The organism is Streptomyces sp. 6-11-2 (genome assembly GCF_006540305.1).
Taxonomy (GTDB): Bacteria; Actinomycetota; Actinomycetes; order Streptomycetales; family Streptomycetaceae; genus Streptomyces.
Map to the genome: position 1 here is coordinate 5,308,958 of NZ_BJOR01000001.1, position 22,962 is coordinate 5,331,919.

Here is a 22,962-nt window from a genome sequence, read left to right on the forward strand (position 1 = left end):
GCGGAGTGCCCGCGCTGTCCCGCCTGAAGGTACGGCGCGAACGCGGCCGCGTGTCAGTGCCGGGGCATAGACTTCGACGCTGTCCCCCGGACTGTCCGCAGCACGTCGTCTATGTTGTCCATGGAGGCCGAACCGTGTCGAAGCCGCCGTTCACGCACCTGCACGTCCACACCCAGTACTCGCTGCTGGACGGTGCCGCGCGGCTGAAGGACATGTTCAACGCCTGCAACGAGATGGGCATGACGCACATCGCCATGTCCGACCACGGAAACCTCCACGGGGCGTACGACTTCTTCCACTCCGCGAAGAAGGCCGGAGTCACCCCGATCATCGGGATCGAGGCGTATGTCGCCCCTGAGTCCCGGCGCAACAAGCGCAAGATCCTATGGGGTCAGCCGCACCAGAAGCGGGACGACATCTCCGGTTCCGGCGGTTACACCCACAAGACGATGTGGGCGGTGAACAGGACCGGCCTGCACAACATCTTCCGCCTCTCCTCCGACGCCTACGCCGAGGGCTGGCTGCAGAAGTGGCCCCGGATGGACAAGGAGACGATCTCCCAGTGGTCCGAGGGCATCGTCGCCTCCACCGGCTGCCCCTCCGGCGAGGTCCAGACCCGGCTGCGCCTCGGCCACTTCGACGAGGCCCTGAAGGCCGCCGCCGACTACCAGGACATCTTCGGCAAGGACCGCTACTTCCTGGAGCTGATGGACCACGGCATCGACATCGAGCGCAAGGTCCGCGACGGCCTGCTGGAGATCGGCAAGAAGCTCGGCATCCCGCCCCTGGTCACCAACGACTCGCACTACACCTACGCGCACGAGGCCGGCGCCCACGACGCCCTGCTGTGCATCCAGACCGGCAAGAACCTCTCCGACCCCGACCGCTTCAAGTTCGACGGCACCGGCTACTACCTGAAGTCCACCGAGGAGATGTACGCCATCGACTCCTCGGACGCCTGGCAGGAGGGCTGCGCCAACACCCTCCTGGTCGCCGAGATGGTCGACACCACCGGCATGTTCGAGAAGCGCGACCTCATGCCCAAGTTCGACATCCCCGAGGGCTACACCGAGGTCACCTGGTTCAAGGAGGAGGTCCACCGCGGCATGGAGCGCCGCTTCCCCGGCGGCATCCCCGAGGACCGCCAGAAGCAGGTCGCGTACGAGATGGACGTCATCATCCAGATGGGGTTCCCGGGCTACTTCCTCGTGGTCGCCGACTTCATCATGTGGGCCAAGAACAACGGCATCGCGGTCGGCCCCGGCCGTGGCTCCGCGGCCGGCTCGATCGTCGCCTACGCCCTCGGCATCACCGACCTCGACCCGATCCCGCACGGCCTGATCTTCGAGCGGTTCCTCAACCCCGAGCGCATCTCCATGCCCGACGTCGACATCGACTTCGACGAGCGCAGGCGCGTCGAGGTGATCAGGTACGTGACGGAGAAGTACGGCGCCGACAAGGTCGCCATGATCGGCACCTACGGCACCATCAAGGCCAAGAACGCGATCAAGGACTCCGCGCGCGTGCTGGGCTACCCGTACGCGATGGGCGACCGCATCACCAAGGCCATGCCCGCCGACGTCCTCGGCAAGGGCATCCCGCTGTCCGGCATCACCGACCCCGAGCACCCCCGCTACTCGGAGGCGGGCGAGGTCCGGGGGATGTACGAGAACGAGCCGGACGTGAAGAAGGTCATCGACACCGCACGCGGTGTGGAGGGCCTGGTGCGGCAGATGGGCGTGCACGCGGCCGGCGTGATCATGTCCAGCGAGACCATCACCGAGCACGTCCCGGTCTGGGTGAGGCACACCGACGGCGTGACCATCACGCAGTGGGACTACCCGAGCTGCGAGTCGCTCGGCCTGCTGAAGATGGACTTCCTCGGCCTGCGCAACCTGACGATCATGGACGACGCCGTGAAGATGGTGAAGTCCAACAAGGGGATCGACATCGATCTCCTGGGCCTGGAGCTGGACGACCCCAAGACCTTCGAACTGCTCCAGCGCGGCGACACCCTCGGCGTCTTCCAGTTCGACGGCGGCCCCATGCGCTCCCTGCTGCGCCTGATGAAGCCGGACAACTTCGAGGACATCTCCGCCGTCTCGGCCCTGTACCGGCCGGGCCCGATGGGCATGAACTCCCACACCAACTACGCCCTGCGCAAGAACGGCCAGCAGGAGATCACGCCCATCCACCCGGAGCTGGAGGAGCCGCTCAAGGAGGTCCTGGACGTCACCTACGGCCTGATCGTCTACCAGGAGCAGGTGCAGAAGGCCGCCCAGATCGTCGCCGGCTACTCGCTCGGCGAGGCCGACGTGCTGCGGCGTGTGATGGGCAAGAAGAAGCCCGAGGAACTGGCGAAGAACTTCACCATCTTCCAGGAGGGCGCCCGCAAGAAGGACTTCAGCGACGAGGCCATCCAAGCCCTGTGGGACGTGCTGGTCCCCTTCGCCGGCTACGCGTTCAACAAGGCACACTCGGCCGCGTACGGCCTGGTGTCGTACTGGACCGCCTATCTGAAGGCCAACCACCCCGCCGAGTACATGGCCGGCCTGCTGACCTCCGTCAAGGACGACAAGGACAAGTCGGCGGTCTACCTCAACGAGTGCCGCCGCATGGGCATCCGGGTGCTCCCGCCCAACGTCAACGAGTCCCAGTCGAACTTCGCCGCGCAGGGCGACGACGTGATCCTCTTCGGCCTGTCCGCCGTGCGCAACGTCGGCACCAACGTGGTCGAGTCCATCATCAAGTCCCGCAAGGCCAAGGGGAAGTACGCCTCGTTCCCCGACTACCTCGACAAGGTCGAGGCGGTGGTCTGCAACAAGCGCACCACGGAGTCGCTGATCAAGGCGGGCGCCTTCGACGAGATGGGGCACACCCGCAAGGGCCTCACCGCGCAGTACGAGCCGATGATCGACAACGTGGTCGCGGTCAAGCGCAAGGAGGCCGAGGGGCAGTTCGACCTCTTCGGCGGGATGGGCGAGGAGACCAGCGGCGAGCCCGGCTTCGGGCTGGACGTGGAGTTCTCCGTCGAGGAGTGGGACAAGACGTACCTGCTCGCCCAGGAGCGGGAGATGCTCGGCCTCTACGTCTCCGACCACCCGCTGTTCGGCCTGGAGCACGTGCTCGCGGACAAGGCCGACGCGGGCATCTCCCAGCTCACCGGCGGCGAGCACGCCGACGGCGCGGTCGTCACCATCGGCGGCATCATCTCCGGCCTCCAGCGCAAGATGACCAAGCAGGGCAACGCGTGGGCGATCGCCACCGTCGAGGACCTGGCGGGCTCCATCGAGTGCATGTTCTTCCCGGCGACCTACCAGCTGGTGTCGACCCAACTCGTCGAGGACGCCGTGGTGTTCGTCAAGGGCCGCCTCGACAAGCGCGAGGACGTGCCGCGCCTGGTCGCGATGGAGCTGATGATCCCCGACCTGTCGAACGCGGGGAGCAACGCACCGGTGATCCTCACCATCCCGGCACTGAAGGTGACCCCGCCCATGGTGAGCCGCCTCGGTGAGATCCTCAGCCACCACAAGGGCGACAGCGAGGTCCGCATCAAGCTCCAGGGGCCGAGCAGGACGACGGTGCTGCGTCTGGACCGGCACCGGGTCAAGCCGGATCCGGCGTTGTTCGGCGATCTGAAGGTCCTGCTCGGCCCGTCCTGCCTGGCCGGCTGACATGAACGAGGGGCGTACCCGTGCGCATCGGGTACGCCCTCTCGTCGATTACCGCGCTTTGTTCAACAGTCCATGGACCGGACTCAGTTGTGGCCGAAGCGCTTCTGACGTCCCTTGCGGGCCATGGCAGTCGGACTCGTCTGCGGACTCTGGGCGTGATGCTCGGGCTGCGACTCCGACGTGGAGTGCTCCGTCTCCTGCGGGCCGTTCGCGGCCACGGACGCCTTCTGCCGGCTGCGGTCCTGCTTGCGGTTCTTGGCCATGGTGATCAGCCTCCTGTGGGGGATCTAGGGGCCAGGGCCGGGACCAGATTCACATAGGCCGACAATGAACGCATGTTGGATAATTACCGTATGTAACGCGGGGCGTCGGGGCGCGGGCGCCGGAAACGCCACGCCGAAGATCGAGTTCGGGCCGTTAACCCCGGCCGGGTCGGGCAGACTCGAAGCACATCCCGAAGCACATGCCGAAGCAACCTCCCGGAAAGAGGGTGGATCGCGTGGACCGCTGCATCGTCCTGGTGGACGCCGGGTATCTGCTGGGCGCCGCGGCCAGTCTTCTCGCCGGGGAGCCGTCGCGGTCCCGGATCACCGTCGACCACACCGCCCTTGTGCAGGGGCTGCGTGAACAGGCCGAGTCCGACACGGAGCGGCCTCTGCTGCGCATCTACTGGTTCGACGGCGCGCCCGACCGCGTACCGCAGCCCGAGCACCGCCGGCTGCGCGTGATGCCCCGGGTCACCGTCCGGCTCGGCGCGCTCACCCGAAGCGACGGACGCTGGGCACAGAAGGGCGTGGACGCCGCGATGCACGCCGAACTGACCGAGCTGGCCCGCAACCGCGCCTGCTCCGACGTCGTCCTCGTCACCGGCGACGGCGATCTGCTGCCCGGCTTGATGGCCGCCAAGGAGCATGGCGTCGCCGTCCATCTGTGGGCGGTGCAGGCCGCCGACGGCGACTACAACCAGTCCGAGGACCTGGTCGCCGAGGCCGACGAGCGGCGCGTGCTGGACCGCACGTGGATCACGAAGGCCGTGCGCGCCAAGGAACTCGGCGGCATCTGCGCGCCACCGCCCGCGCCCCGCCCCGAGATCGCCGCGATCCTCTCCGCGCCGCTGCCGGAGTCCACGCTCACCCAGGCCGCCGAAGGCCCCGCCGAACAGCGGCAGCACCCGGCCGCCGCCGCGGGGCGCGGCGGCACCGAGGAGCGGGTGCCCGCCGTCAAAGGCGTGCCCACCCCCAAGGACCTCGCCGCCCTGCGCGCCCCCGGCACCCCGCCAGCGCAGCACCCTTCCACGGCGACCCTGCGCTGGTCCTCGGACCGGGGCTGGGTGGACCGGCCGGGCCTGCCCGCCGAGCCCCCCGAGGCCGCCTCCATGCCGACGCTCGCCCAGCTGACGACGGCCGAGCAGCGGTGGGCGGACCGGGAGGAGGACATCACGACCGTCGGCGGCGACCCGTACGAGGTGGGACAGGTCTTCGCCCGGCGCTGGGTGGACCGGCTGGGCGACCAGGGGCACCTTCAGAAACTGTCGTCGATGTACCCCCGGATCCCGCACCGCGTCGACGGCGAGCTGCTGCGCTACGCCGCCCGCTTCGGTCTGCTCGCGCACAAGGACGACCAGATCGATGAGCACGACCGGTACGCCATCCGGGCGGGGTTCTGGCGGGAGATCGACGTACGGACGTCCACCGAGCGCGCTCCCGTCGCCGACTGAACCGCGGACCGGACCGGTTCGGGGCGCCCCGAGGGCGAGTGAGGCTCCGCGACCCCGTACCCTCGTCCCTTGTGAGTACGCGCACGGCACAGGCATTTCGGCCCGGGGACGGCGTCGTGTGCGCGGTGCGCGGACTGACCCGGACCTACCCCGCGGTACGCGGCCGGCGCGGCGCCCCCGGGACACCCGCGGTGCTGGCCACCGACGCGGTCGAACTCGACGTCCGGCGCGGCGAGATCTTCGGACTGCTCGGACCGAACGGCGCCGGCAAGTCCACCCTCGTACGCCAGCTCACCGGACTGCTGCGCCCCGACAGCGGCACGGTCGAGATCCTCGGCCACGACATCGTGGCGCACCCCGAGCGGGCCGCGCGGATCCTCGCCTACCTCGGGCAGGAGTCCACCGCCCTGGACGAGCTGACCGTCTCGCTCGCCGCCGAGACCACCGGGCGGCTGCGCGGCCTGGACCTCAGGCGGGCGCGGGCCGAGCGGGACGCCGTCCTCGACGAGCTGGGTCTCGCGCCGATCGCCGGGCGCCCGCTGAAGAAGCTCTCCGGCGGCCAGCGGCGGCTCGCCTGCTTCGCGGCCGCGCTGGTCGGCGAACGCCCGCTGCTGGTGCTCGACGAGCCGACCACCGGGATGGATCCGGTGGCCCGGCGGGCGGTGTGGTCCGCCGTCGACCGGCGGCGCGCCGAACGCGGCACGACCGTCGTCCTGGTCACCCACAACGTCATCGAGGCCGAGACGGTCCTGGACCGGGTCGCCGTCCTCGACCAGGGCCGGGTCATCGCCTGCGACACCCCGGCCCGGCTCAAGGAGCGGGTCTCCGGCGAGGTGCGGGTCGAGCTGGTGTGGCGGGAGCGGGCGCCCCTGGAGGTGGCGGAGGTCGCCGTGCTCAGGGAGCGGGCCGTGGAGTCGGGTCGCCGCTGGACGCTGCGGCTGGCGCCCGAGGACGCCCGCGCCGCCGTCGCCACGGTCACCGGCGGGGCCGCCTTCGCCGCCCTGGACGACTTCACCCTGACCACGCCCAGTCTGGAGGACGTGTACCTGGCCCTGGGCGGCGCCGCCCGGCAGGGGCTGGTGAAGTCATGAGCCGTGTGGGCGCCATGAGTGGCATGAGCGCGGGGAGCGGCGGATCCGTGCAGGACTACGCGGGCGCCGGCAGGAACCCGTCCGGTGCGGGAGACGCTGCCGCGCCCGCCGCGTGCGCCGCCGCGGACAAGCCGGCGGCGTCGTTCGCTGCCGCAGGTGAGCCGGCTGCGTGCGCCGCCGGCGGTAACCCGGTGGCGTTCGCTGCCGGAGGTGAGCCGGCCGCGTGCGCTGCCGCAGGGAAAGGGAGCAGTTCGACGTGAGTGTCGTACCCGCCGGTGTGCTGCCGGGCGCGACGGCCGTACAGGACGGCGGCGCCGGTGAGGCGGCCGCGCTCGGGCCGCGGGCGCGGCTGTGGCCGTCGCTGGCCGCCGTGTACCGGGCCCAGCTGTCCCGGGCGCGGGTGGCGCGGATCCCGCTGCTGTTCGTGGCGACCTTCCAGTCCGTCGGCATCATGATCATGATGCGGGGCGTGGTCAGCGGTGGCGGCGAGGCCCGGTTCGTGGTGTCCGGTGCCTCGGTCGTCGTCGTCGCCTACGTCGCCCTGAACCTGCTCGCCCAGTACTTCGGGCAGCTGCGGGCCAGTGGCGGGCTCGACCACTACGCGACGCTGCCGGTGCCGCCCGCGGCCGTGGTGCTGGGCGCGGCGGCCGCGTACGCCTCGTTCACGGTGCCGGGCACGCTGGTGACCGCCGTGTTCGGGTGCGTGCTGTTCGGGCTGCCGCTCGGCAACCTGTGGGTGCTGGTGGCGGTGATCCCGCTCGCCGGTGCCGCGCTCTCCGGGCTCGGCGCGGCCTGCGGCCTGCTCGCCCCGCGCCCGGAACTGGCCACCCTGCTGGGCCAGTTGGGCATGTCGGCGGCGCTGCTGCTGGGCGTGCTGCCGCCCGACCGCATGCCCGGGGCCGTACGGCTGCTGCGCGACCTGCTGCCGTCCACGTACGGCGTGGAGGCCTACGCGCACACCTTCGCGGCCCGTCCCGACTGGGCTCTGGTGGCCGGTGACATGGCCGTCTGCGCCGGGGTCGGGGTGGTCTCGCTGGCCGTCGCCACCTGGGCCTATCGCCGGGCCGCCGTCCGGTGACGCGGCCGTCCCCCGCAACTGGCACGATGACAAGGTGACCGCTCCGTTGACTCCGCCACCACCGCCGCGCCGGCGCTCCTCACAGCATTCCGGGTCCTCAGAGTCCTCGGGATCGGGATCCGGGCAGGCCCCGCAGCCGGGGCCGGTCTCGCCCTGGCAGTCCTGGCAGGTGCCGCCCGCCGGAGCCCGGCCGGTGACCGCGTACGAACAGGACGGGCCGGGATGGGCGGCCGAGGTCCGGGAGGCCGTCGTCGTCATGGTCGCCGTGGCGCTCTGCGGGGTGCCGCTGGGACTGCTCTGGCTGCGGCTGGCGCCCCGGGTGCCGCTGATCGCCGATGTGTCCGGGAGCAACTGGGTCGTCTACCTCAAGGACACCGAGGGGGAGCAGGCGATCGGCGTCGACGGCACGTTCACTCTGCTGGCTCTGGCCTTCGGTGTGCTGAGCGCCGTGGTCGTCTTCCTGGTGCGGCGGCGCGGGGGCGTGCCGCTGGTGGTGGCCCTGTGCGTCGGAGGACTGCTCGGGTCGCTGCTGGCGTGGCGGCTCGGGGTGTGGCTCGGGCCCGAGCAGGACGTGGTCGCCCACGCCAAGGCCGTGGGCAAAGGGGTGACGTTCCCGGCACCGCTGAAGCTCGAAGCCCTGGGGGCGCTGCTGGCCTGGTCGCTGGCCGCGCTGATCGTCCACCTGGGGTTGACGGCCCTGTTCGGGCCGCGGGACCCGGAGCCGGACACGACAGTGTTCGGACCCACCTTGCCGCCGGAGTGAGCCGTACGCGGTGAGCCGCACGCGCGGGGCGGACGGCCCGGTTCCTCGGTTGTGCCGCCCGTGCGCGTCCCGGCCGCTCTCGGTGGGCCGGCCGCCGGACGGGACCGCCATCGGGTTCGTGCCGCCCGCGCGGCCGCCGCGAGTACCGGTCCGCGAGACGTCACACGGTTTCGAACTCCCGCCTCGGGCCGCGACCGCAGGGCGCGACCCGTCGCCGTGCGCCCGTCCGGTCACGCCGGGCGGTGGCTGATTCGCATGACCCTTCGGCATGCGCCCCGTTGCGCTTGCGTGTCCTCTTCGAGAGCCCAGCCCAGCCGAGCCCGGGCCGTTCACTTAGTGGGCGGTACCACGCCGCCGGGCCGGGGCCGCCCGGCCCGTTGCCCTCCGGCCGCGCCTTCCGCGTTCCGTTCGGCCTGGTCCGGGGGTTCGGGCCGGTCACGTCAGGGTGTCGAGGAAGGCGGCCAGAACCCGTTCGAACGCCTGGTCGTCGACGGTCGCCGGGTCGACGGCGGCCAGTGCCGCGCCGAGGCGCGGATGGTCGTCCTCGCCGCCCGTCGTGCCGGTGAGATGGCCGAAGCCGGCGGCGAAGGGGGCCAGCGCGGCGCCGAGCGCCAGGTAGTCGATGGCGAGCAGGATCCGCATCGCGTCGTCGGCCGGCCGGCCCGCAGCAGCGCCGCCACCATGTCGTCGTAGTGGTTCAGGGCCATGGTGGTGCGCACCGAGCGTCCGCCGATCAGGCCGACCGCGTTCGGGGGGCGGTGAAGGCGCGGCGGTAGGAGCGGGCGACGGTGGCGATCCCGGTGTGCGGGGCGGGGGCCAGGCGTGGCGCTACGCCGACATCCTGGCCGCCGGCGGCCGGGTCGCCCTCGCCTCGGACTGGCCGATCGCGCCCTACGACCCGCGCGGGGTCATGGACGCGGCCGTGCGGCTCTGCGGTGTCAGGGTCTCGAAGACGACGGCCTTCGTCGTCGAGACCCGGACGCGGCCGGGTGTGAACGCTCGTGCTCGGTTTCACCGGCGCCGGGCAGGCCCTGGGAGGGCCGGCCGGTCAGGCGCGTCCGATCGGGGCGAGGGTCGCGTTCGTGAGACCCACCAGGTCGCCGGGGGACAGTTCCACCTCCAGGCCGCGGCGGCCCGCCGAGACGCAGATGGTGCCGTGGGCGGGGGCCGAGTCGTCCAGGACCGTGGGGAGCCTCTTGCGCTGGCCGAGGGGGGAGATGCCGCCGCGGACATAGCCGGTGGTGCGCTCCGCGAGGGCCGGGTCGGCCATCGCCGCGCGCTTGCCGCCGACCGCCGCCGCCAGGGCCTTGAGGTCCAGGGAGCCCGCGACCGGCACCACGGCCACCGTCAGGGCGCCGTCGACGTCGGCCACCAGCGTCTTGAAGACGCGGTCCGGGGACACGCCCATCGCCTCGGCCGCCTCCTCGCCGTAGGAGGGGTGGGAGGGGTCGTGGTCGTAGGAGTGGACCGTGAACGGCACCCCGGCCGCGGTGAGCGCCACCGTCGCGGGTGTACCGCCCGACTGCCGCCCGCCGCCCTTGTTCGGACGCGCTCCGCGCGCCCCTTCTTCCCCTTGGTGCTTCTTCGACTTCTTCGCCACCCGCCGCATCCTCCCAGACGGGCCGGAACGAGAGGAACGTCCCCTGTCCGGAGACGTTGATCGGGCCAGGTCCGCCTGACCGCCGAGCCGTCCTTCTCCGTCTGGAGGATGTGGAAGATCTCGATACGGCCGGGGCCGGTGTTCAGGGAGACGCAGAGCGGGCCGTCGCGTCAATTCTGGCTGGTTGGAGCCTTTGTCAGGTCGGCCGCGGGCAAGGACGGCAGGCTGCGGATGATGGCCGTCTCCGAGCGCAGGAGCCGCAGCTCGTCGCGCAGCCGTGAGGCCGTGTCCGGGGCCTGGAGCAGACGCTGCCGCGTCGGTGTGTCCAGCATCATCGCGGCGGCGACCAGATAGGAGACGACGTCCGGCTCGTCCGGCAGGTCCGCACCGGTCGCCAGCGACCGCTCCCGGGCTCCCGCCAGCCGCTTCTGGTACTGGCGGAAGGACCGCAGCACCCCCTCGGCCAGCGCGCCCGCCTCGTCGCCGGGCTCCTCGGTCAGCTCCTGCAGTTCCGCCACGAGGTACGGACCGGAAGCGTCCACCGACAGCAGCCGGACCCGGGTCGTGCCCGTGGCCAGCACCTCGAAGGTGCCGTCGGCCCGCTCCCGTATCGTCGCCGCGTCCGCCACGCAGCCCACGGAGTGGAAGGCCTTGGCCGGATCGGGGCCGAAGCCGGCGGCGGGGCCACGTTCGGGCAGTGCGGTCGGATCGGGCATGCCCGGGGCGCTCACGGCCACTTCGTGGCCGTCGCGGATCGCCACGACGGCGAACCGGCGCGGTTCGTCCTCGGGCGTCTTCAGCAGCGCGCGCATCATGGCGCGGTAGCGCTCCTCGAAGACGTTCAGGGGCAGCACCAGTCCCGGGAACAGCACCGTGTTCAGGGGGAAGAGCGGAAGACGGACGGTGGTCACGGCGCAAAAGCCTAATGCTCGCCGCGACGGGCGCGTCCGCCGAGCCCGTATCGCGGGCGCCGGGACGGCTGCGCGGGCGGTACCGGCCCCAGGTTGACGCGCAGTTTCAGGAAGAGGCCGAGGGGGTCGTCCGACAGCCGGTCCCAGGGGAAGGAGGTGGCGTACGGGCCGACCAGGCGCAGCTGCGCGAGGGCGTCCTCGTGGCGTTCGAGCCGCAGCAGGACGCAGGTCAGCAGGTTACGGATCTCCGCGGGCCAGGTCACGGCCGCCGGGAAGCGGGCGGAGAAGGCGATCGCCCGGTCGGCCGCCGCGTGCAGCCGGGCCCGCGGCACCCGCGGCCCGCAACCGTCCGTCAGATAGGCGAAGGCGGCCCGCACCGGCAGCGCCTGGACGAGCGAGTCGGCCGGGGCGTCCTGGGCGGCCAGGTCGGCGAAGTCGAAGCACTCGCGGTGCGATCCGTGCCAGGAGGCCGCCAGATAGCGCAGGGCGGCCACATGGCAGCCGTAGTGGTGCGGGGCCCGGCGGACCGCGGCCTCCCACAGCTCCTCGAAGTACCGGTGCCCGGCGCGGCTGCCGCGCGCGTGGTCCAGGGCGACCCGCCACGGCACCGGGTCACGGCCGTCGGCGCGTGCGGCGGCCGTGATCAGCGGGCTGACCGCGCGCAGCAGCTCCGCCCGCGCGGGCGAGGCCCAGGCGCGGTCGACCGCGAGCTGGGCGGCGACCAGCAGCGCGTCCGGGTCGTGCGGGGCGGCGGCCCGCCAGGTGTCCAGCCACTCCGGGCGGGAACGGGCGATGGCCGCCAGCCGCGTCGCGTACCGGTCGCGTTCCTCCCACCGGGCCCCCTCCCGGGTGCCGGCGAGCAGCGACGCGGCGGGCCCGTACGCGCCCTGGGCGGCGGCGACCAGCGCCGGGCCGAGGGGTTCGTCCGGCGCGTCGAGGAGCACCTCGTCGTCGGCGGTGAGCCCGGCGGCGGGGCTGGAGGCGGTTCTTGTCATCCGGGTGGGGCGGATGAACGCGGGCATCGATGCCATGGTGCCGACCATTGAAAGACGCAGGTCGCGGACGCGCCAGGGGGTTCGGGCAAGGCGAGGAAAGTTGTACAACGGATGGTCAAGGTCAAGTAAAAGGTGACGATTTCAACAACTGTCGGCGGGCTCTGCGGGAGCGGCTGTCTCGCCGCGCTCCCCGGCACTTCCGGGGTCCGACGACACCGAGCTGTGGAGGTTCCTCCAGGAGCGCGTTCGCCCCCTCGACGGCGTGATCGAGACCGAGTGCATGCTCGAGGTCGCCGTGCACAAGCTGTGGTTCGACAAGAACGGCTCCGCCGGAGGCGCCGCACGACCCCGGTCCCGTCCCTAGTGCTGTGGCCGGACGCCGCGAGCTTCCCGGCAAACCCTTCCGGCCACAGCACTAGCTCCGCCGCAGCAGCCGCGTCGCGCCCGCCGCCACCGTCGTGGCCAGGGTCCAGCCGAGCAGGATCAGTGCCGCGGCGAGCCACTGCCAGCCGCCGCGCAGCTGCCACTTGCCCGCCTGGCCCAGGTCGACGACCGGCAGCAGCAGGTCCAGGGCGAACAGGGCGGGGTTCCACTCCGGGTGGCCGCCGGGGTCGGCCGGGGGCGGGCCCGCGCGCGCGAAGGCGAGTGAGCCGGCCGCCCACAGCACCGCCATCCACACCGCGGCGCGGCCCGGCCGGTACCCGTAGGCCACCGTCCAGTCCTGGAGGTAGCCCACGAGCTTGGCGGCGAGCGGCAGGGTCTCGCGGCGGCGGCGCTGCTTGGCGAGCAGCACCTCGCGCGCGTCCACGTCCTCGCCCGCCTCCCGCAGTACGGCGGCCAGGCGCTCGTACGGCTCCGGGTTGTACTCGGCGGTCGCCGCCGCCACCCAGTTCAGCCGCTCGGTCAGCGGGAACGGGCCCCGCGGCACCAGGTTCTCGTAGGCGAAGCCGCCCATGTGCAGGCTGCCCGGCGCGGGCCAGCTGCTCGCCCGGTCGACGAGGGTGACGACCCGTGCCCCGGACAACAGCACCTGCCCGCGCGGCGGCCGCTCCCCGAGGAAGCGCAGCTCCGGCGTCTGCACCCGGCGCAGCGACAGCACCTGCTCGTCGGTGAGGGTGAAACGGGCCCGCTCCAGATCGACCGCGTCACCGAACCGCCCGTCGTCCAGACGCACCCCGCCCCGGCACTCGAAGGGCTGAATCCGCGTCCCGTGCGCGGGCGTCACCCCGCTCAACGGTCCGCCGACGCCCGCCGGGGTGAGGTACAGCGTGCGCTCCACCGTGAGCTGCGGCGCGTTCAGCGCGAACCGCTCCCGCGGATTGGTGAGCCGCGCCCCGCGCAGGCTCAGCGACACGCCGATCTTCGCGCTGCGCAGGCTGAACTCGCCGTACGACTCCAGCAGCTCAGCCTGGAGGTCCTGGCCCACCGTCATCCCGTCGCCGGCGATCGAGCGGCCGGCGCGGTCCCGGTGCACGACCGCCTGGTTGAGCAGCAGGTCCGTGCCGATGTGCGCGTCGGTCAGCCGTATCCCGCCGGTGAACCGGCAGCGCGGCAGATGCAGGTCGCCCTCGGTGCGCACGCGGGCCGCCTCCAGCCTCGGCACCGAGCAGTCCACCAGCCGCACGGTGGTGAAGCGCGCCTCCGGCAGCAGGACCTCCTGGTCGAACCGGCAGCCGTTCAGCTCCATGTACGGCAGTACCGCGCCCCCGGCGAGGTCCAGGGCGCCCGTGATCCGCAGGCCGCGGAGCTTCAGGGACGACACGCGCCCGGCGAGCGCGGGCGGCCCGTCCAGGAGCAGCCAGCAGACGACGCGCGCCCGTACGGTCCGCTCGGGCCCCCACGGCTGCCCGCCGTGCGGATCGTCCACCACGGCGTCGCCGCTGCGCAGGTCGTACACGCTGCCGTTGCGGAAGGCCTGCCACATCCCCGCCTCGGTGGCGGTCAGGTCGTCGGACAGGTCACCGGAGTGTAAGCCGGCCCCCTCGGCCACGGTCCTCCCTCCCTCCCCGGCTACTCGCTGGTTGGCTACGCTTCGTACAACCGGTCATGCCCGATCGGTGACGCTCTGAACACGAAATGTGAAGGGGGCCTTCCGTGTTCCGTGCCAGCCACTGATACGGCGTTCTGTATCAGCCACTGATACGGACGGACGGTGCCCGCGCGCGGTCTGAGAGAATTGACACCGTGATCTCCCGAATCGATCTGCGCGGCGACGCCCTCCCCGAGGGGCCCGCCCTGCGCGACCTGCTGCCCCGAGCCGACTTCGACGTCTCGGCCGCCCTGGAGAAGGTGCGCCCGATCTGCGAGGCCGTGCATCATCGCGGCGACGCGGCGCTGATCGACTTCGCCGAGAAGTTCGACGGCGTACGTCTGGAGTCGGTGCGGGTCCCGGTCCAGGCGATCGAGGACGCGCTGGAGAAGCTCGACCCGGACGTGCGCGCGGCCCTGGAGGAGTCCGTCCGGCGCGCCCGGCTCGTCCACCGCGAGCAGCGCCGCGCCACGCACACCACCCAGGTGGTGCCCGGCGGCTCGGTGACCGAGAAGTGGGTGCCCGTCGAGCGCGTCGGGCTGTACGCGCCGGGCGGCCGGTCGGTCTACCCGTCCTCCGTGGTCATGAACGTCGTGCCCGCCCAGGAGGCCGGCGTCGAGTCGATCGCGCTCGCCTCGCCGCCCCAGGCCGAGTTCGGCGGGCTGCCGCACCCGACGATCCTCGCCGCCTGCGCCCTGCTCGGCGTCGACGAGGTGTACGCGGCGGGCGGCGCCACCGCCGTGGCGATGTTCGCCCACGGCACCGAGTCCTGCCCGCCCGCCAACATGGTCACCGGCCCCGGCAACATCTGGGTCGCCGCCGCCAAGCGGTACTTCACCGGCAAGATCGGCATCGACACCGAGGCCGGCCCCACCGAGATCGCGATCCTCGCGGACGCCGGCGCCGACCCGGTGCACGTGGCCTCCGACCTGATCAGCCAGGCCGAGCACGACCCGCTGGCCGCCGCCGTCCTGGTCACCGACTCAGTGGAGCTCGCGGACGCGGTCGAGAAGGAGCTGGAGCCTCAGGTCGCGGCGACGAAGCACATCGAGGACCGGATCCGCCCGGCGCTGTCCGGCAAGCAGTCCGCGATCGTCCTGGTCGACGGCCTCGACGAGGGCCTGAAGGTGGTCGACGCCTACGGCGCCGAGCACCTGGAGATCCAGACGGCCGACGCGGCGGCGGTCGCCGACCGGGTGCGCAACGCCGGAGCGGTCTTCGTCGGCCCCTGGGCGCCGGTCTCGCTCGGCGACTACGCGGCCGGTTCCAACCACGTGCTTCCCACCGGCGGCTGCGCCTGCCACTCCTCGGGTCTGTCCGTCCAGTCCTTCCTGCGCGGCATCCACATCGTGGACTACACCCGGGACGCCCTCGGCGAGGTCGCCCACCACGTGGTGACGCTGGCGGAGGCGGAGGACCTCCCGGCGCACGGCGCGGCGATCAAGGCGAGGTTCGGCTGGAAGGTACCGACGAGCAAGTGAGCAGCAAGTGAGCTTCGGAATCGACGATCTTCCCGTACGGGACGAGCTGCGCGGCAAGACCCCTTATGGCGCGCCCCAGTTGGACGTCCCCGTACGGCTGAACACGAACGAGAACCCCTACCCGCTGCCCGAGCCGCTGGTCGAGCGGATCGCCGAGCGGGTGCGCGAGGCCGCCCGCAGCCTCAACCGCTATCCCGACCGGGACGCGGTGGAGCTGCGCACCGAACTCGCCAGATACCTGACGAGGACGGGCGGCCACCGGGTCGGCGTCGAGAACGTCTGGGCGGCCAACGGCTCCAACGAGGTCATCCAGCAGCTGCTCCAGACCTTCGGCGGTCCGGGCCGCACCGCGATCGGATTCGAGCCCTCGTACTCCATGCACGCGCTCATCGCGCGCGGCACGGGCACGGGCTGGATCTCCGGGCCGCGCCGCGAGGACTTCACGATCGACCTCGCCGCCGCCGAGCGGGCGATCGCGGAGCACCGCCCGGACGTCGTCTTCGTCACCACCCCCAACAACCCCACCGGCAACGCGGTGTCGCCGGAGACGGTCCTCGCGCTGTACGAGGCGGCGCAGGCGGCGCAGCCGTCCATGGTGATCGTGGACGAGGCGTACATCGAGTTCAGCCACGGCGCCTCGCTGCTGCCGCTGCTCGAGGGCCGGCCGCACCTGGTCGTCTCCCGCACCATGTCCAAGGCGTTCGGCGCCGCCGGTCTGCGCCTGGGCTACCTCGCGGCGCACCCGGCGGTCGTGGACGCCGTGCAGCTGGTCCGGCTGCCGTACCACCTCTCGGCGGTCACGCAGGCGACGGCACTGGCCGCCCTGGAACACACCGACACGCTGCTGGGCTATGTCGAGCAGCTGAAGACCGAGCGGGACCGGCTGGTCGGCGAACTGCGCGCGATCGGCTACGACGTGACCGAGTCGGACGCCAACTTCATCCAGTTCGGGCGGTTCGAGGACGCCCACACCGCCTGGCGGCGGATCCTGGACCGGGGCGTCCTGGTCCGGGACAACGGCGTACCCGGATGGCTGCGGGTCACCGCGGGAACGCCGAAGGAGAACGACGCGTTCCTCGACGCGGTACGGGAACTGAAGAAGGAACAGGAGCAGAGCGGATGACTCGCGAGGGACGCATCGGAAGGGTCGAGCGCACCACCAAGGAGACCTCGGTCCTGGTCGAGATCGACCTCGACGGCACCGGCAGGACCGACATCGCCACCGGCGTCGGCTTCTACGACCACATGCTCGACCAGCTCGGCCGGCACGGTCTGTTCGACCTGACCGTGAAGACGGACGGCGACCTGCACATCGACTCCCACCACACCATCGAGGACACCGCCCTCGCGCTGGGCGCCGCCTTCAAGCAGGCGCTCGGCGACAAGGTGGGCATCTACCGCTTCGGCAACTGCACGGTCCCGCTGGACGAGTCCCTCGCCCAGGTCACCGTCGACCTGTCCGGCCGCCCGTACCTCGTGCACACCGAGCCCGAGAACATGGCGCCGATGATCGGCGAGTACGACACCACGATGACCCGCCACATCCTGGAGTCCTTCGTCGCCCAGGCGCAGATCGCGCTGCACGTGCACGTGCCCTACGGGCGCAACGCGCACCACATCGTGGAGTGCCAGTTCAAGGCCCTGGCCCGGGCGCTGCGGTACGCGTCCGAGCGCGACCCGCGCGCGGCCGGCATCATCCCCTCCACGAAGGGCGCGCTGTGACCGGTCTGTCCACCTTGCTGATCGTCGTCGGCCTGTTCCTGCTCGGCGGCATCATCTCCTTCGTCAAGCAGCAGATGCCGAAGAGCCTCATCGTGCTGCTGTCCATCGGCGCGGCGATGTGCCTCGTCGCGGGCGTGATGCGGCTGGAGGTGTGGAATTGAGCACCGGCGCGAAAAGGGTGGTGGTCTTCGACTACGGCTTCGGCAACGTCCGCTCCGCCGAGCGGGCCCTCGCCCGCGCGGGAGCCGACGTCGAGATCACCCGCGACTACGACGCGGCGATGAACGCCGACGGTCTGCTGGTGCCGGGTGTGGGTGCGTTCGCCGCCTGCATGCGGGGCCTGAAGGACGTGCGCGGCGACTGGATCATCGACCGCCGGCTGTCCGGCGGGCGCCCGGTGATGGGCATCTGCGTCGGTATGCAGGTCCTCTTCGCGCGCGGCATCGAGCACGGGGTGGAGGCCGAGGGCCTGGACGAGTGGCCCGGCACGGTCGAGCCGCTCCAGGCGGACATCGTGCCCCACATGGGCTGGAACACCGTTCAGGCGCCGGCCGGCTCGGAGCTGTTCGCCGGCCTGGACGCGGACGCCCGCTTCTACTTCGTGCACTCCTACGCCGTCCACGACTGGCGGCTGGAAACCCACAACCCGGTGCTGAACGCCCCCAAGGTGACCTGGGCGACGCACGGCAAGCCCTTCGTGGCCGCCGTGGAGAACGACGCCCTGTGGGCCACCCAGTTCCACCCCGAGAAGTCCGGCGACGCCGGAGCGCAGCTGCTCACCAACTGGATCGGAACCCTGTAGAGACATGGCCAAGCTCGAACTCCTCCCCGCCGTCGACGTCCGCGACGGCCAGGCCGTGCGCCTCGTGCACGGCGAGTCCGGCACGGAGACCTCGTACGGCTCTCCACTGGAGGCCGCCCTGGCCTGGCAGCGCGCGGGCGCCGAGTGGTTGCACCTGGTGGACCTGGACGCCGCGTTCGGCACCGGCGACAACCGCGAGCTGATCTCCGAGGTCGCCAAGGCCATGGACATCAAGGTGGAGCTGTCCGGCGGCATCCGCGACGACGACACCCTCGCCGCCGCCCTGGCCACCGGCTGCACCCGCGTGAACCTCGGCACCGCCGCCCTGGAGTCCCCCGAGTGGGTCGCCGAGGTCATCGCCCGGCACGGCGACAGGATCGCGGTCGGCCTGGACGTACGGGGCACCACACTGCGCGGCCGCGGCTGGACCCGCGACGGCGGCGACCTGTACGAGACGCTGGAGCGCCTCGACAAGGAGGGCTGCGCGCGCTACGTCGTCACCGACATCGCCAAGGACGGCACCCTTCAGGGCCCCAACCTGGAGCTGCTGAAGAACGTCTGCGCGGCGACCGCCCGCCCGGTGGTGGCGTCGGGCGGTGTCTCCTCGCTCGACGACCTGCGGGCGCTCGCCGGCCTCGTGCCGCTCGGTGTCGAGGGCGCCATCGTCGGGAAGGCCCTGTATGCGAAGGCGTTCACCCTGGAAGAGGCCTTGGAGGCAGTGGCGTCATGACGTCGGAAGCCGTACGGCGCGTGCAGAGCGGAAGTCCTTGGGAAGAGACATTCGGTTACGCGGGCGCCGTAGCGGCGGGCGACCGGGTCCTGGTGGCCGGCATGACGGCCTTCAAGGGCCTTGTGCTGTACGGGGAGGGCGATCCGTACGAGCAGGCGAAGGTCGCGCTCACCAGCGCGCTGGAAGCGCTCGCCGAGTTCGGGCTGGGCCCCGGGGCGGTGGTCCGGACCCGGATGTACCTGACGCATCTGCGGGACGTGGACGAGGTGGGCAGGGCCCACAAGGAACTGTTCGACCTGGTGCGTCCGGTCTCGACCCTGCTGGTGGTCGAGGGCTTCGTGGATCCGCGCATCCTGGTCGAGATCGAGCTAGAGGCATACAGAGGAGCCGTGGATTCATGACCCTGGCGGTCCGAGTCATCCCCTGCCTGGACGTGGACGGCGGCCGGGTGGTCAAGGGCGTCAACTTCCAGAACCTGCGTGACGCCGGCGACCCCGTCGAGATGGCCAAGGTGTACGACTCCGAGGGCGCCGACGAGTTGACGTTCCTGGACATCACCGCGTCCTCGGGCGACCGGGAGACGACGTACGACGTGGTGCGCCGTACCGCCGAGCAGGTGTTCATCCCGCTGACGGTGGGCGGCGGCGTCCGCACCACCGAGGACGTGGACAAGCTGCTGCGGGCGGGCGCGGACAAGGTGGGCGTCAACACAGCCGCGATCGCCCGCCCGGACCTGATCCGGGAGATCGCCGAGCGTTTCGGCCGCCAGGTGCTGGTCCTGTCGGTGGACGCCCGCCGCACTCCCTCCGGGAGCTTCGAGGTGACCACCCACGGCGGCCGCCGGGGCACCGGCATCGACGCGGTGGAGTGGGCGCACCGGGCGGCGGAGCTGGGCGCGGGCGAGATCCTGCTCAACTCGATGGACGCGGACGGCACGAAAGACGGCTACGACCTGGAGATGATCGCGGCCGTCCGCAGGCACGTGACGGTACCGGTGATCGCCTCGGGCGGCGCCGGCAAGCTCGCCGACTTCCCTCCGGCCGTCACAGCGGGCGCGGACGCGGTCCTGGCCGCCTCGGTCTTCCACTTCGGCGATCTGCGCATCGGCCAGGTCAAGGAGGCACTGCGCGGGGCGGGACACCCCGTTCGGTAGCCCGAGGCAGCGCATGGCCCCGGTCGCCCCGAAGCGGCCGGGGCCTTTTCGTGCCGATACGCGAAAGAGAAGTTGCGCAATTCTTGTTGTGCAACTTTCCTTTCGTATCTAGGGTGGGTGCATGCCACGCGAGGAGAACCGGAAAGTCACTGATCTGGGCACGCTCAAGGCGCTCGCCCATCCGTTGCGCATGAAGCTCTACCGGCTGCTGTTCGTGGCCGAGGCGGCGACCGCCTCACACCTGGCCGAGCAGGTGGACGAAGCCGTGTCCCTGGTCAGCTACCACCTGCGCAAGCTCGCCGAGCACGGTCTGATCGAGGCGGCCGAGCCGCGCAGCGGGGACGCGCGGGAACGCTGGTGGCAGCCGGCCTCGGACGGCGTCTCCATCCGTGACGAGGACTTCCGGGACGCGCCGGAGAAGGTGACGGCGCACCTCGCGGCCTCCCGGCTCTTCCTGGAGCAGCGCGTCGAGATGTACCGCACCTACCTCGACGAGCGCCTCCACTGGGGGCGGGAGTGGAACGACGCCGCGTTCGACTCGGAGTCGCTGCTGCGGCTGACGGCCGCCGAACTGGCCGAGCTCAAGAAGGACGTGCACGACCTGCTGACGAAGTACGACGAGCAGGGCCGGGCCCGCGAGGCGGCCGGCGACACCGAAGGGCGCGAACACGTCGCGCTGCACACGTACGCCTTCCCGTTCCGCGTCTGAGAGAGGTCACTGCCTTGACCACCGCGTCTGCGATATCCGCCGGCGAACGTGCCGCCGAGCGCCCCGCCCACCGCGACGGCAACGTCCTGCGCTGGCTCGCCGCCTACACCGCCTCGATGATGGGCGACAACGTCTACTACCTCGCCCTGTCCTGGGCGGCCATCCGTGCCGGGTCGCCCGCGCAGGCCGGGGTGGTGATGGCGGTCGGCGCGCTGCCCAGGGCGCTGCTGATGCTGGGCGGGGGAGTGATCGCCGACCGGCTCGGGCCGCGGAGGGTGGTGATCGGCAGCGACGCCGTACGCTGCGTCGCCGTCCTGGCGGTGGCCGCCCTGCTGTGGCTCGCCAGCCCCGGCCTGTGGCTGCTGGCCCTGCTCGCCCTGGTCTTCGGCACCGTGGATGCCGTGTTCATGCCCGCGGTGGGCGCCCTGCCCGCGCGGGTGACGAGCCGGGACCAGCTCGCGCGCGTGCAGGGCATGCGGGGGCTGGCGATCCGGTTCGCGAGCGTCGTCGGCGCGCCGCTCGGCGGCCTCGGCGTCGCACTCGGCGGCGCCGCGGCGGCGTTCGGGTGCGCCGGACTGCTGATCGCCGTGTCCCTGCCACTGCTGCTCTCCGTACGGATCCGGGACCTGCCGCAGGACGACACCGCCGACGCCGCCGACAGGACCCCCTGGCGCGACCTGGTGGCGGGCCTGCGCTACATCCGCCGCCACCGTGTCCTCGGCCCGCTGATGCTGGCCATCGCCTTCGGCGACCTCGGCTTCGTCGCCCCGCTCAACGTGGGCCTGGCCCTGCTGGCCGACCAGCGCGGCTGGGGCGCCTCCGGGATGGGCTGGGTACTGGCGGGATTCGGCACCGGGGCGGGTGCGGCCTCCCTGCTGCTGGCGGTGCGCGGCCGGCTGCCGCACGCCGGACACGTGGCCGCGTACATGATCCTGGCCGGCTCCGTGGCCATCGGCGCCCTCGCCTTCGTCCCGAGCGTCGTCGCCGCCGCCTCGGTGGCCGTACTGATCGGCCTCCTCGTCGGACTCAGCGGCGCCCTGTGCGGCGCACTGCTGCAGACCCAGACCGATCCGGCCTACCTCGGGCGGGTCACCGCCGTGGGCGGCCTGATCAGCCTCGGCTTCGCCCCGCTCAGCATGCCGCTGTCGGCCGCCGCGATCGGGGCCTGGGGGACCGGCCCGGTGTTCGTCGTCAGCGCGGCGGTGTGCGGTCTGGGCGGGGTCGTGGCCCTGGCCGCCCCCCGCCTGCGCCGCGCCGAACTGCCCCACTGACCCCGCCGAAGCGGCGCGGCGGGGTTCAGAGCCCCAACTGCTTGGTCTCCGACAGCTTCGTGATCGCGTCCTGGTCGCCGACCGTCTCGACCCGGGCCGTGCCCTGCCGGCCGAACGCGAACAGCAGCAGCTCCGACGGCTCGCCCGTCACCGTCACCACCGGCGTGCCCCGGTGCGCCACGGCCGTCCGGCCGTCCGGGCGGCGCAGGACCAGGCCGGTGGGGATGCCCCGGCCCAGCAGCCGGGCGGTGCGCTCCAGCCGGGACCACAGGGTCTCCTGGAAGACCGGGTCGAGCTCGCGCGGCGTCCAGTCGGGCTGGGCGCGGCGCACGTCCTCGGTGTGGACGTAGAACTCGACGGTGTTGGCCGCCTCGTCGATCTGCTTGAGCTGGAAGGGTGAGAAACGGGGCGGGCCGGTACGGATCAGCTGGATCAGCTCCTCGTACGGCTTCGCCGCGTACTCCTCCATCACTTTCTGGAGGCGGGGCGCCAGCGGCTTGATCAGCACGCCCCCGGCCGCGTCGGGACGCCGCTCGCGCACCACCACGTGCGCCGCCAGATCCCGGGTGAGCCACCCCTCGCAGAGGGTGGGCGCCTCAGGGCCGGCGGTCTCCAAGAGATCGGCGAGAAGGAGCCGTTCACGCTTGGCAAAGGTCGACATGTGGTCAGCCTACGACCACGCAGCGAGTCCGCCCACCCGTCGACCGGCCACCCCAGGCGCCGAGCCGACCGAGGGACCGGCGCCCGAAAAGCCCCGTCGCGCCGGGGCGCTCAGCCAGTGGAACGCCGCCCCGGACGCCGGTCCCGCGCGGCACAATGGCACCCATGACCAGCACGCCCGGTACGCCCACGCCCAGCAGCCTCGACCAGGAGATCGCGCGCCGCCTCAAGCGCAGCGCCGACGGGCTCCTGCCCGCCATCGCCCAGCAGTACGACACCGGCGAGGTACTGATGCTCGGCTGGATGGACGACGAGGCGCTGCACCGCACGCTGACCACCGGCCGCTGCACCTACTGGTCGCGCAGCCGCCGGGAGTACTGGGTCAAGGGCGACACCTCCGGGCACGTGCAGCACGTCAAGTCCGTCGCCCTGGACTGCGACGCCGACACCGTGCTGGTCAAGGTCGACCAGGTGGGCGCCGCCTGCCACACCGGCGACCGCACCTGCTTCGACGCCGACGTCCTGCTGAAGGACGCAGGTTCCGGCGCGCCGGCCGAAGGTCAGTAAGGTCAGCCG

General features: G+C 72.0%; 23 protein-coding genes. 16 read left to right on the forward strand and 7 right to left on the reverse strand.

What is annotated here, in order from left to right:
- The first annotated feature begins 134 nt into the window (after positions 1-134).
- On the forward strand, positions 135-3,674 hold the full coding sequence (gene dnaE, locus TNCT6_RS23390) for a DNA polymerase III subunit alpha (RefSeq protein WP_141361782.1): 3,540 nt from the start codon (positions 135-137) through the stop codon (positions 3,672-3,674).
- A gap of 83 nt (positions 3,675-3,757) precedes the next feature.
- Here the strand turns inward: dnaE and TNCT6_RS23395 are convergent, their stop codons facing one another.
- Positions 3,758-3,937, reverse strand: coding sequence for a hypothetical protein (locus TNCT6_RS23395; RefSeq protein ID WP_141366752.1), 180 nt, complete (start codon positions 3,935-3,937; stop codon positions 3,758-3,760).
- Between the two features lie 236 nt (positions 3,938-4,173).
- Here TNCT6_RS23395 and TNCT6_RS23400 point away from each other — a divergent pair, with 236 nt between their 5' ends.
- The 4 genes from TNCT6_RS23400 to TNCT6_RS23415 all read left to right on the forward strand — a co-directional run bounded on the left by TNCT6_RS23400 (position 4,174) and on the right by TNCT6_RS23415 (position 8,323).
- The gene (locus TNCT6_RS23400) at positions 4,174-5,391 is read left to right on the forward strand and encodes an NYN domain-containing protein (RefSeq protein WP_141361784.1); all 1,218 of its coding nucleotides are present in this window, start codon (positions 4,174-4,176) and stop codon (positions 5,389-5,391) included.
- Between the two features lie 116 nt (positions 5,392-5,507).
- Positions 5,508-6,482: an ABC transporter ATP-binding protein gene (locus TNCT6_RS23405; RefSeq protein ID WP_141366754.1), complete on the forward strand. Its 975-nt coding sequence runs from the start codon at positions 5,508-5,510 to the stop codon at positions 6,480-6,482.
- Positions 6,483-6,738: 256 nt separating this feature from the next.
- On the forward strand, positions 6,739-7,560 hold the full coding sequence (locus TNCT6_RS23410; RefSeq protein ID WP_141361786.1) for an ABC transporter permease: 822 nt from the start codon (positions 6,739-6,741) through the stop codon (positions 7,558-7,560).
- 34 nt (positions 7,561-7,594) lie between these two features.
- A complete protein-coding gene (locus TNCT6_RS23415; protein ID WP_141361788.1) occupies positions 7,595-8,323 on the forward strand; it encodes an AAA family ATPase in 729 nt (242 codons plus the stop codon).
- A gap of 435 nt (positions 8,324-8,758) precedes the next feature.
- On the opposite strand, the gene TNCT6_RS23420 is transcribed toward TNCT6_RS23415, so the two are convergent.
- The 5 genes from TNCT6_RS23420 to TNCT6_RS23440 form a co-directional block, all read right to left on the reverse strand.
- The gene (locus TNCT6_RS23420; RefSeq protein WP_141361790.1) at positions 8,759-8,965 is read right to left on the reverse strand and encodes a hypothetical protein; all 207 of its coding nucleotides are present in this window, start codon (positions 8,963-8,965) and stop codon (positions 8,759-8,761) included.
- A 406-nt stretch (positions 8,966-9,371) separates the two neighbouring features.
- A complete protein-coding gene (ybaK, locus tag TNCT6_RS23425; RefSeq protein ID WP_373996201.1) occupies positions 9,372-9,923 on the reverse strand; it encodes a Cys-tRNA(Pro) deacylase in 552 nt (183 codons plus the stop codon).
- A 170-nt stretch (positions 9,924-10,093) separates the two neighbouring features.
- Positions 10,094-10,834: an LON peptidase substrate-binding domain-containing protein gene (locus TNCT6_RS23430; RefSeq protein WP_141361792.1), complete on the reverse strand. Its 741-nt coding sequence runs from the start codon at positions 10,832-10,834 to the stop codon at positions 10,094-10,096.
- Positions 10,835-10,845: 11 nt separating this feature from the next.
- Positions 10,846-11,877 (reverse strand): hypothetical protein, encoded by a 1,032-nt coding sequence (locus TNCT6_RS23435; RefSeq protein ID WP_141361794.1) that lies wholly within the window; start codon positions 11,875-11,877, stop codon positions 10,846-10,848.
- Between the two features lie 367 nt (positions 11,878-12,244).
- Positions 12,245-13,819, reverse strand: coding sequence for an oxidoreductase (locus TNCT6_RS23440; RefSeq protein WP_141361796.1), 1,575 nt, complete (start codon positions 13,817-13,819; stop codon positions 12,245-12,247).
- Between the two features lie 194 nt (positions 13,820-14,013).
- Between TNCT6_RS23440 and hisD the strand changes: the two genes are divergently transcribed.
- The 10 genes from hisD to TNCT6_RS23485 all read left to right on the forward strand — a co-directional run bounded on the left by hisD (position 14,014) and on the right by TNCT6_RS23485 (position 21,726).
- Positions 14,014-15,339 (forward strand): histidinol dehydrogenase, encoded by a 1,326-nt coding sequence (hisD, locus tag TNCT6_RS23445; RefSeq protein ID WP_141361798.1) that lies wholly within the window; start codon positions 14,014-14,016, stop codon positions 15,337-15,339.
- A gap of 7 nt (positions 15,340-15,346) precedes the next feature.
- On the forward strand, positions 15,347-16,462 hold the full coding sequence (locus tag TNCT6_RS23450) for a histidinol-phosphate transaminase (RefSeq protein WP_141361800.1): 1,116 nt from the start codon (positions 15,347-15,349) through the stop codon (positions 16,460-16,462).
- Positions 16,459-17,061, forward strand: a complete 603-nt coding sequence (gene hisB / locus TNCT6_RS23455) for an imidazoleglycerol-phosphate dehydratase HisB (RefSeq protein WP_141361802.1) — start codon at positions 16,459-16,461, stop codon at positions 17,059-17,061. The genes TNCT6_RS23450 and hisB overlap by 4 nt, the downstream gene beginning before the upstream one ends.
- A complete protein-coding gene (locus TNCT6_RS40005; protein ID WP_172632997.1) occupies positions 17,058-17,222 on the forward strand; it encodes a hypothetical protein in 165 nt (54 codons plus the stop codon). The genes hisB and TNCT6_RS40005 overlap by 4 nt, the downstream gene beginning before the upstream one ends.
- The gene (gene hisH / locus TNCT6_RS23460; protein ID WP_141361804.1) at positions 17,213-17,863 is read left to right on the forward strand and encodes an imidazole glycerol phosphate synthase subunit HisH; all 651 of its coding nucleotides are present in this window, start codon (positions 17,213-17,215) and stop codon (positions 17,861-17,863) included. The genes TNCT6_RS40005 and hisH overlap by 10 nt, the downstream gene beginning before the upstream one ends.
- 4 nt (positions 17,864-17,867) lie before the next feature.
- Positions 17,868-18,593, forward strand: a complete 726-nt coding sequence (priA, locus tag TNCT6_RS23465; RefSeq protein WP_141361806.1) for a bifunctional 1-(5-phosphoribosyl)-5-((5-phosphoribosylamino)methylideneamino)imidazole-4-carboxamide isomerase/phosphoribosylanthranilate isomerase PriA — start codon at positions 17,868-17,870, stop codon at positions 18,591-18,593.
- Positions 18,590-18,994, forward strand: a complete 405-nt coding sequence (locus TNCT6_RS23470) for a RidA family protein (RefSeq protein ID WP_141361808.1) — start codon at positions 18,590-18,592, stop codon at positions 18,992-18,994. The genes priA and TNCT6_RS23470 overlap by 4 nt, the downstream gene beginning before the upstream one ends.
- Complete coding sequence (hisF, locus tag TNCT6_RS23475) at positions 18,991-19,746, forward strand: imidazole glycerol phosphate synthase subunit HisF (protein WP_141361810.1); 756 nt, start codon at positions 18,991-18,993, stop codon at positions 19,744-19,746. Before TNCT6_RS23470 ends, hisF begins: the two co-directional genes overlap by 4 nt.
- Before the next feature lie 121 nt (positions 19,747-19,867).
- The gene (locus tag TNCT6_RS23480) at positions 19,868-20,455 is read left to right on the forward strand and encodes a transcriptional regulator (RefSeq protein WP_141361812.1); all 588 of its coding nucleotides are present in this window, start codon (positions 19,868-19,870) and stop codon (positions 20,453-20,455) included.
- Between the two features lie 14 nt (positions 20,456-20,469).
- Positions 20,470-21,726, forward strand: coding sequence for an MFS transporter (locus tag TNCT6_RS23485; protein ID WP_141361814.1), 1,257 nt, complete (start codon positions 20,470-20,472; stop codon positions 21,724-21,726).
- Positions 21,727-21,751: 25 nt separating this feature from the next.
- Here TNCT6_RS23485 and TNCT6_RS23490 read toward each other — a convergent pair whose 3' ends face one another.
- Positions 21,752-22,387: a TIGR03085 family metal-binding protein gene (locus tag TNCT6_RS23490; RefSeq protein WP_141361816.1), complete on the reverse strand. Its 636-nt coding sequence runs from the start codon at positions 22,385-22,387 to the stop codon at positions 21,752-21,754.
- A gap of 164 nt (positions 22,388-22,551) precedes the next feature.
- Between TNCT6_RS23490 and hisI the strand changes: the two genes are divergently transcribed.
- Positions 22,552-22,953: a phosphoribosyl-AMP cyclohydrolase gene (gene hisI, locus TNCT6_RS23495; protein WP_141361818.1), complete on the forward strand. Its 402-nt coding sequence runs from the start codon at positions 22,552-22,554 to the stop codon at positions 22,951-22,953.
- Positions 22,954-22,962 lie beyond the last annotated feature (9 nt).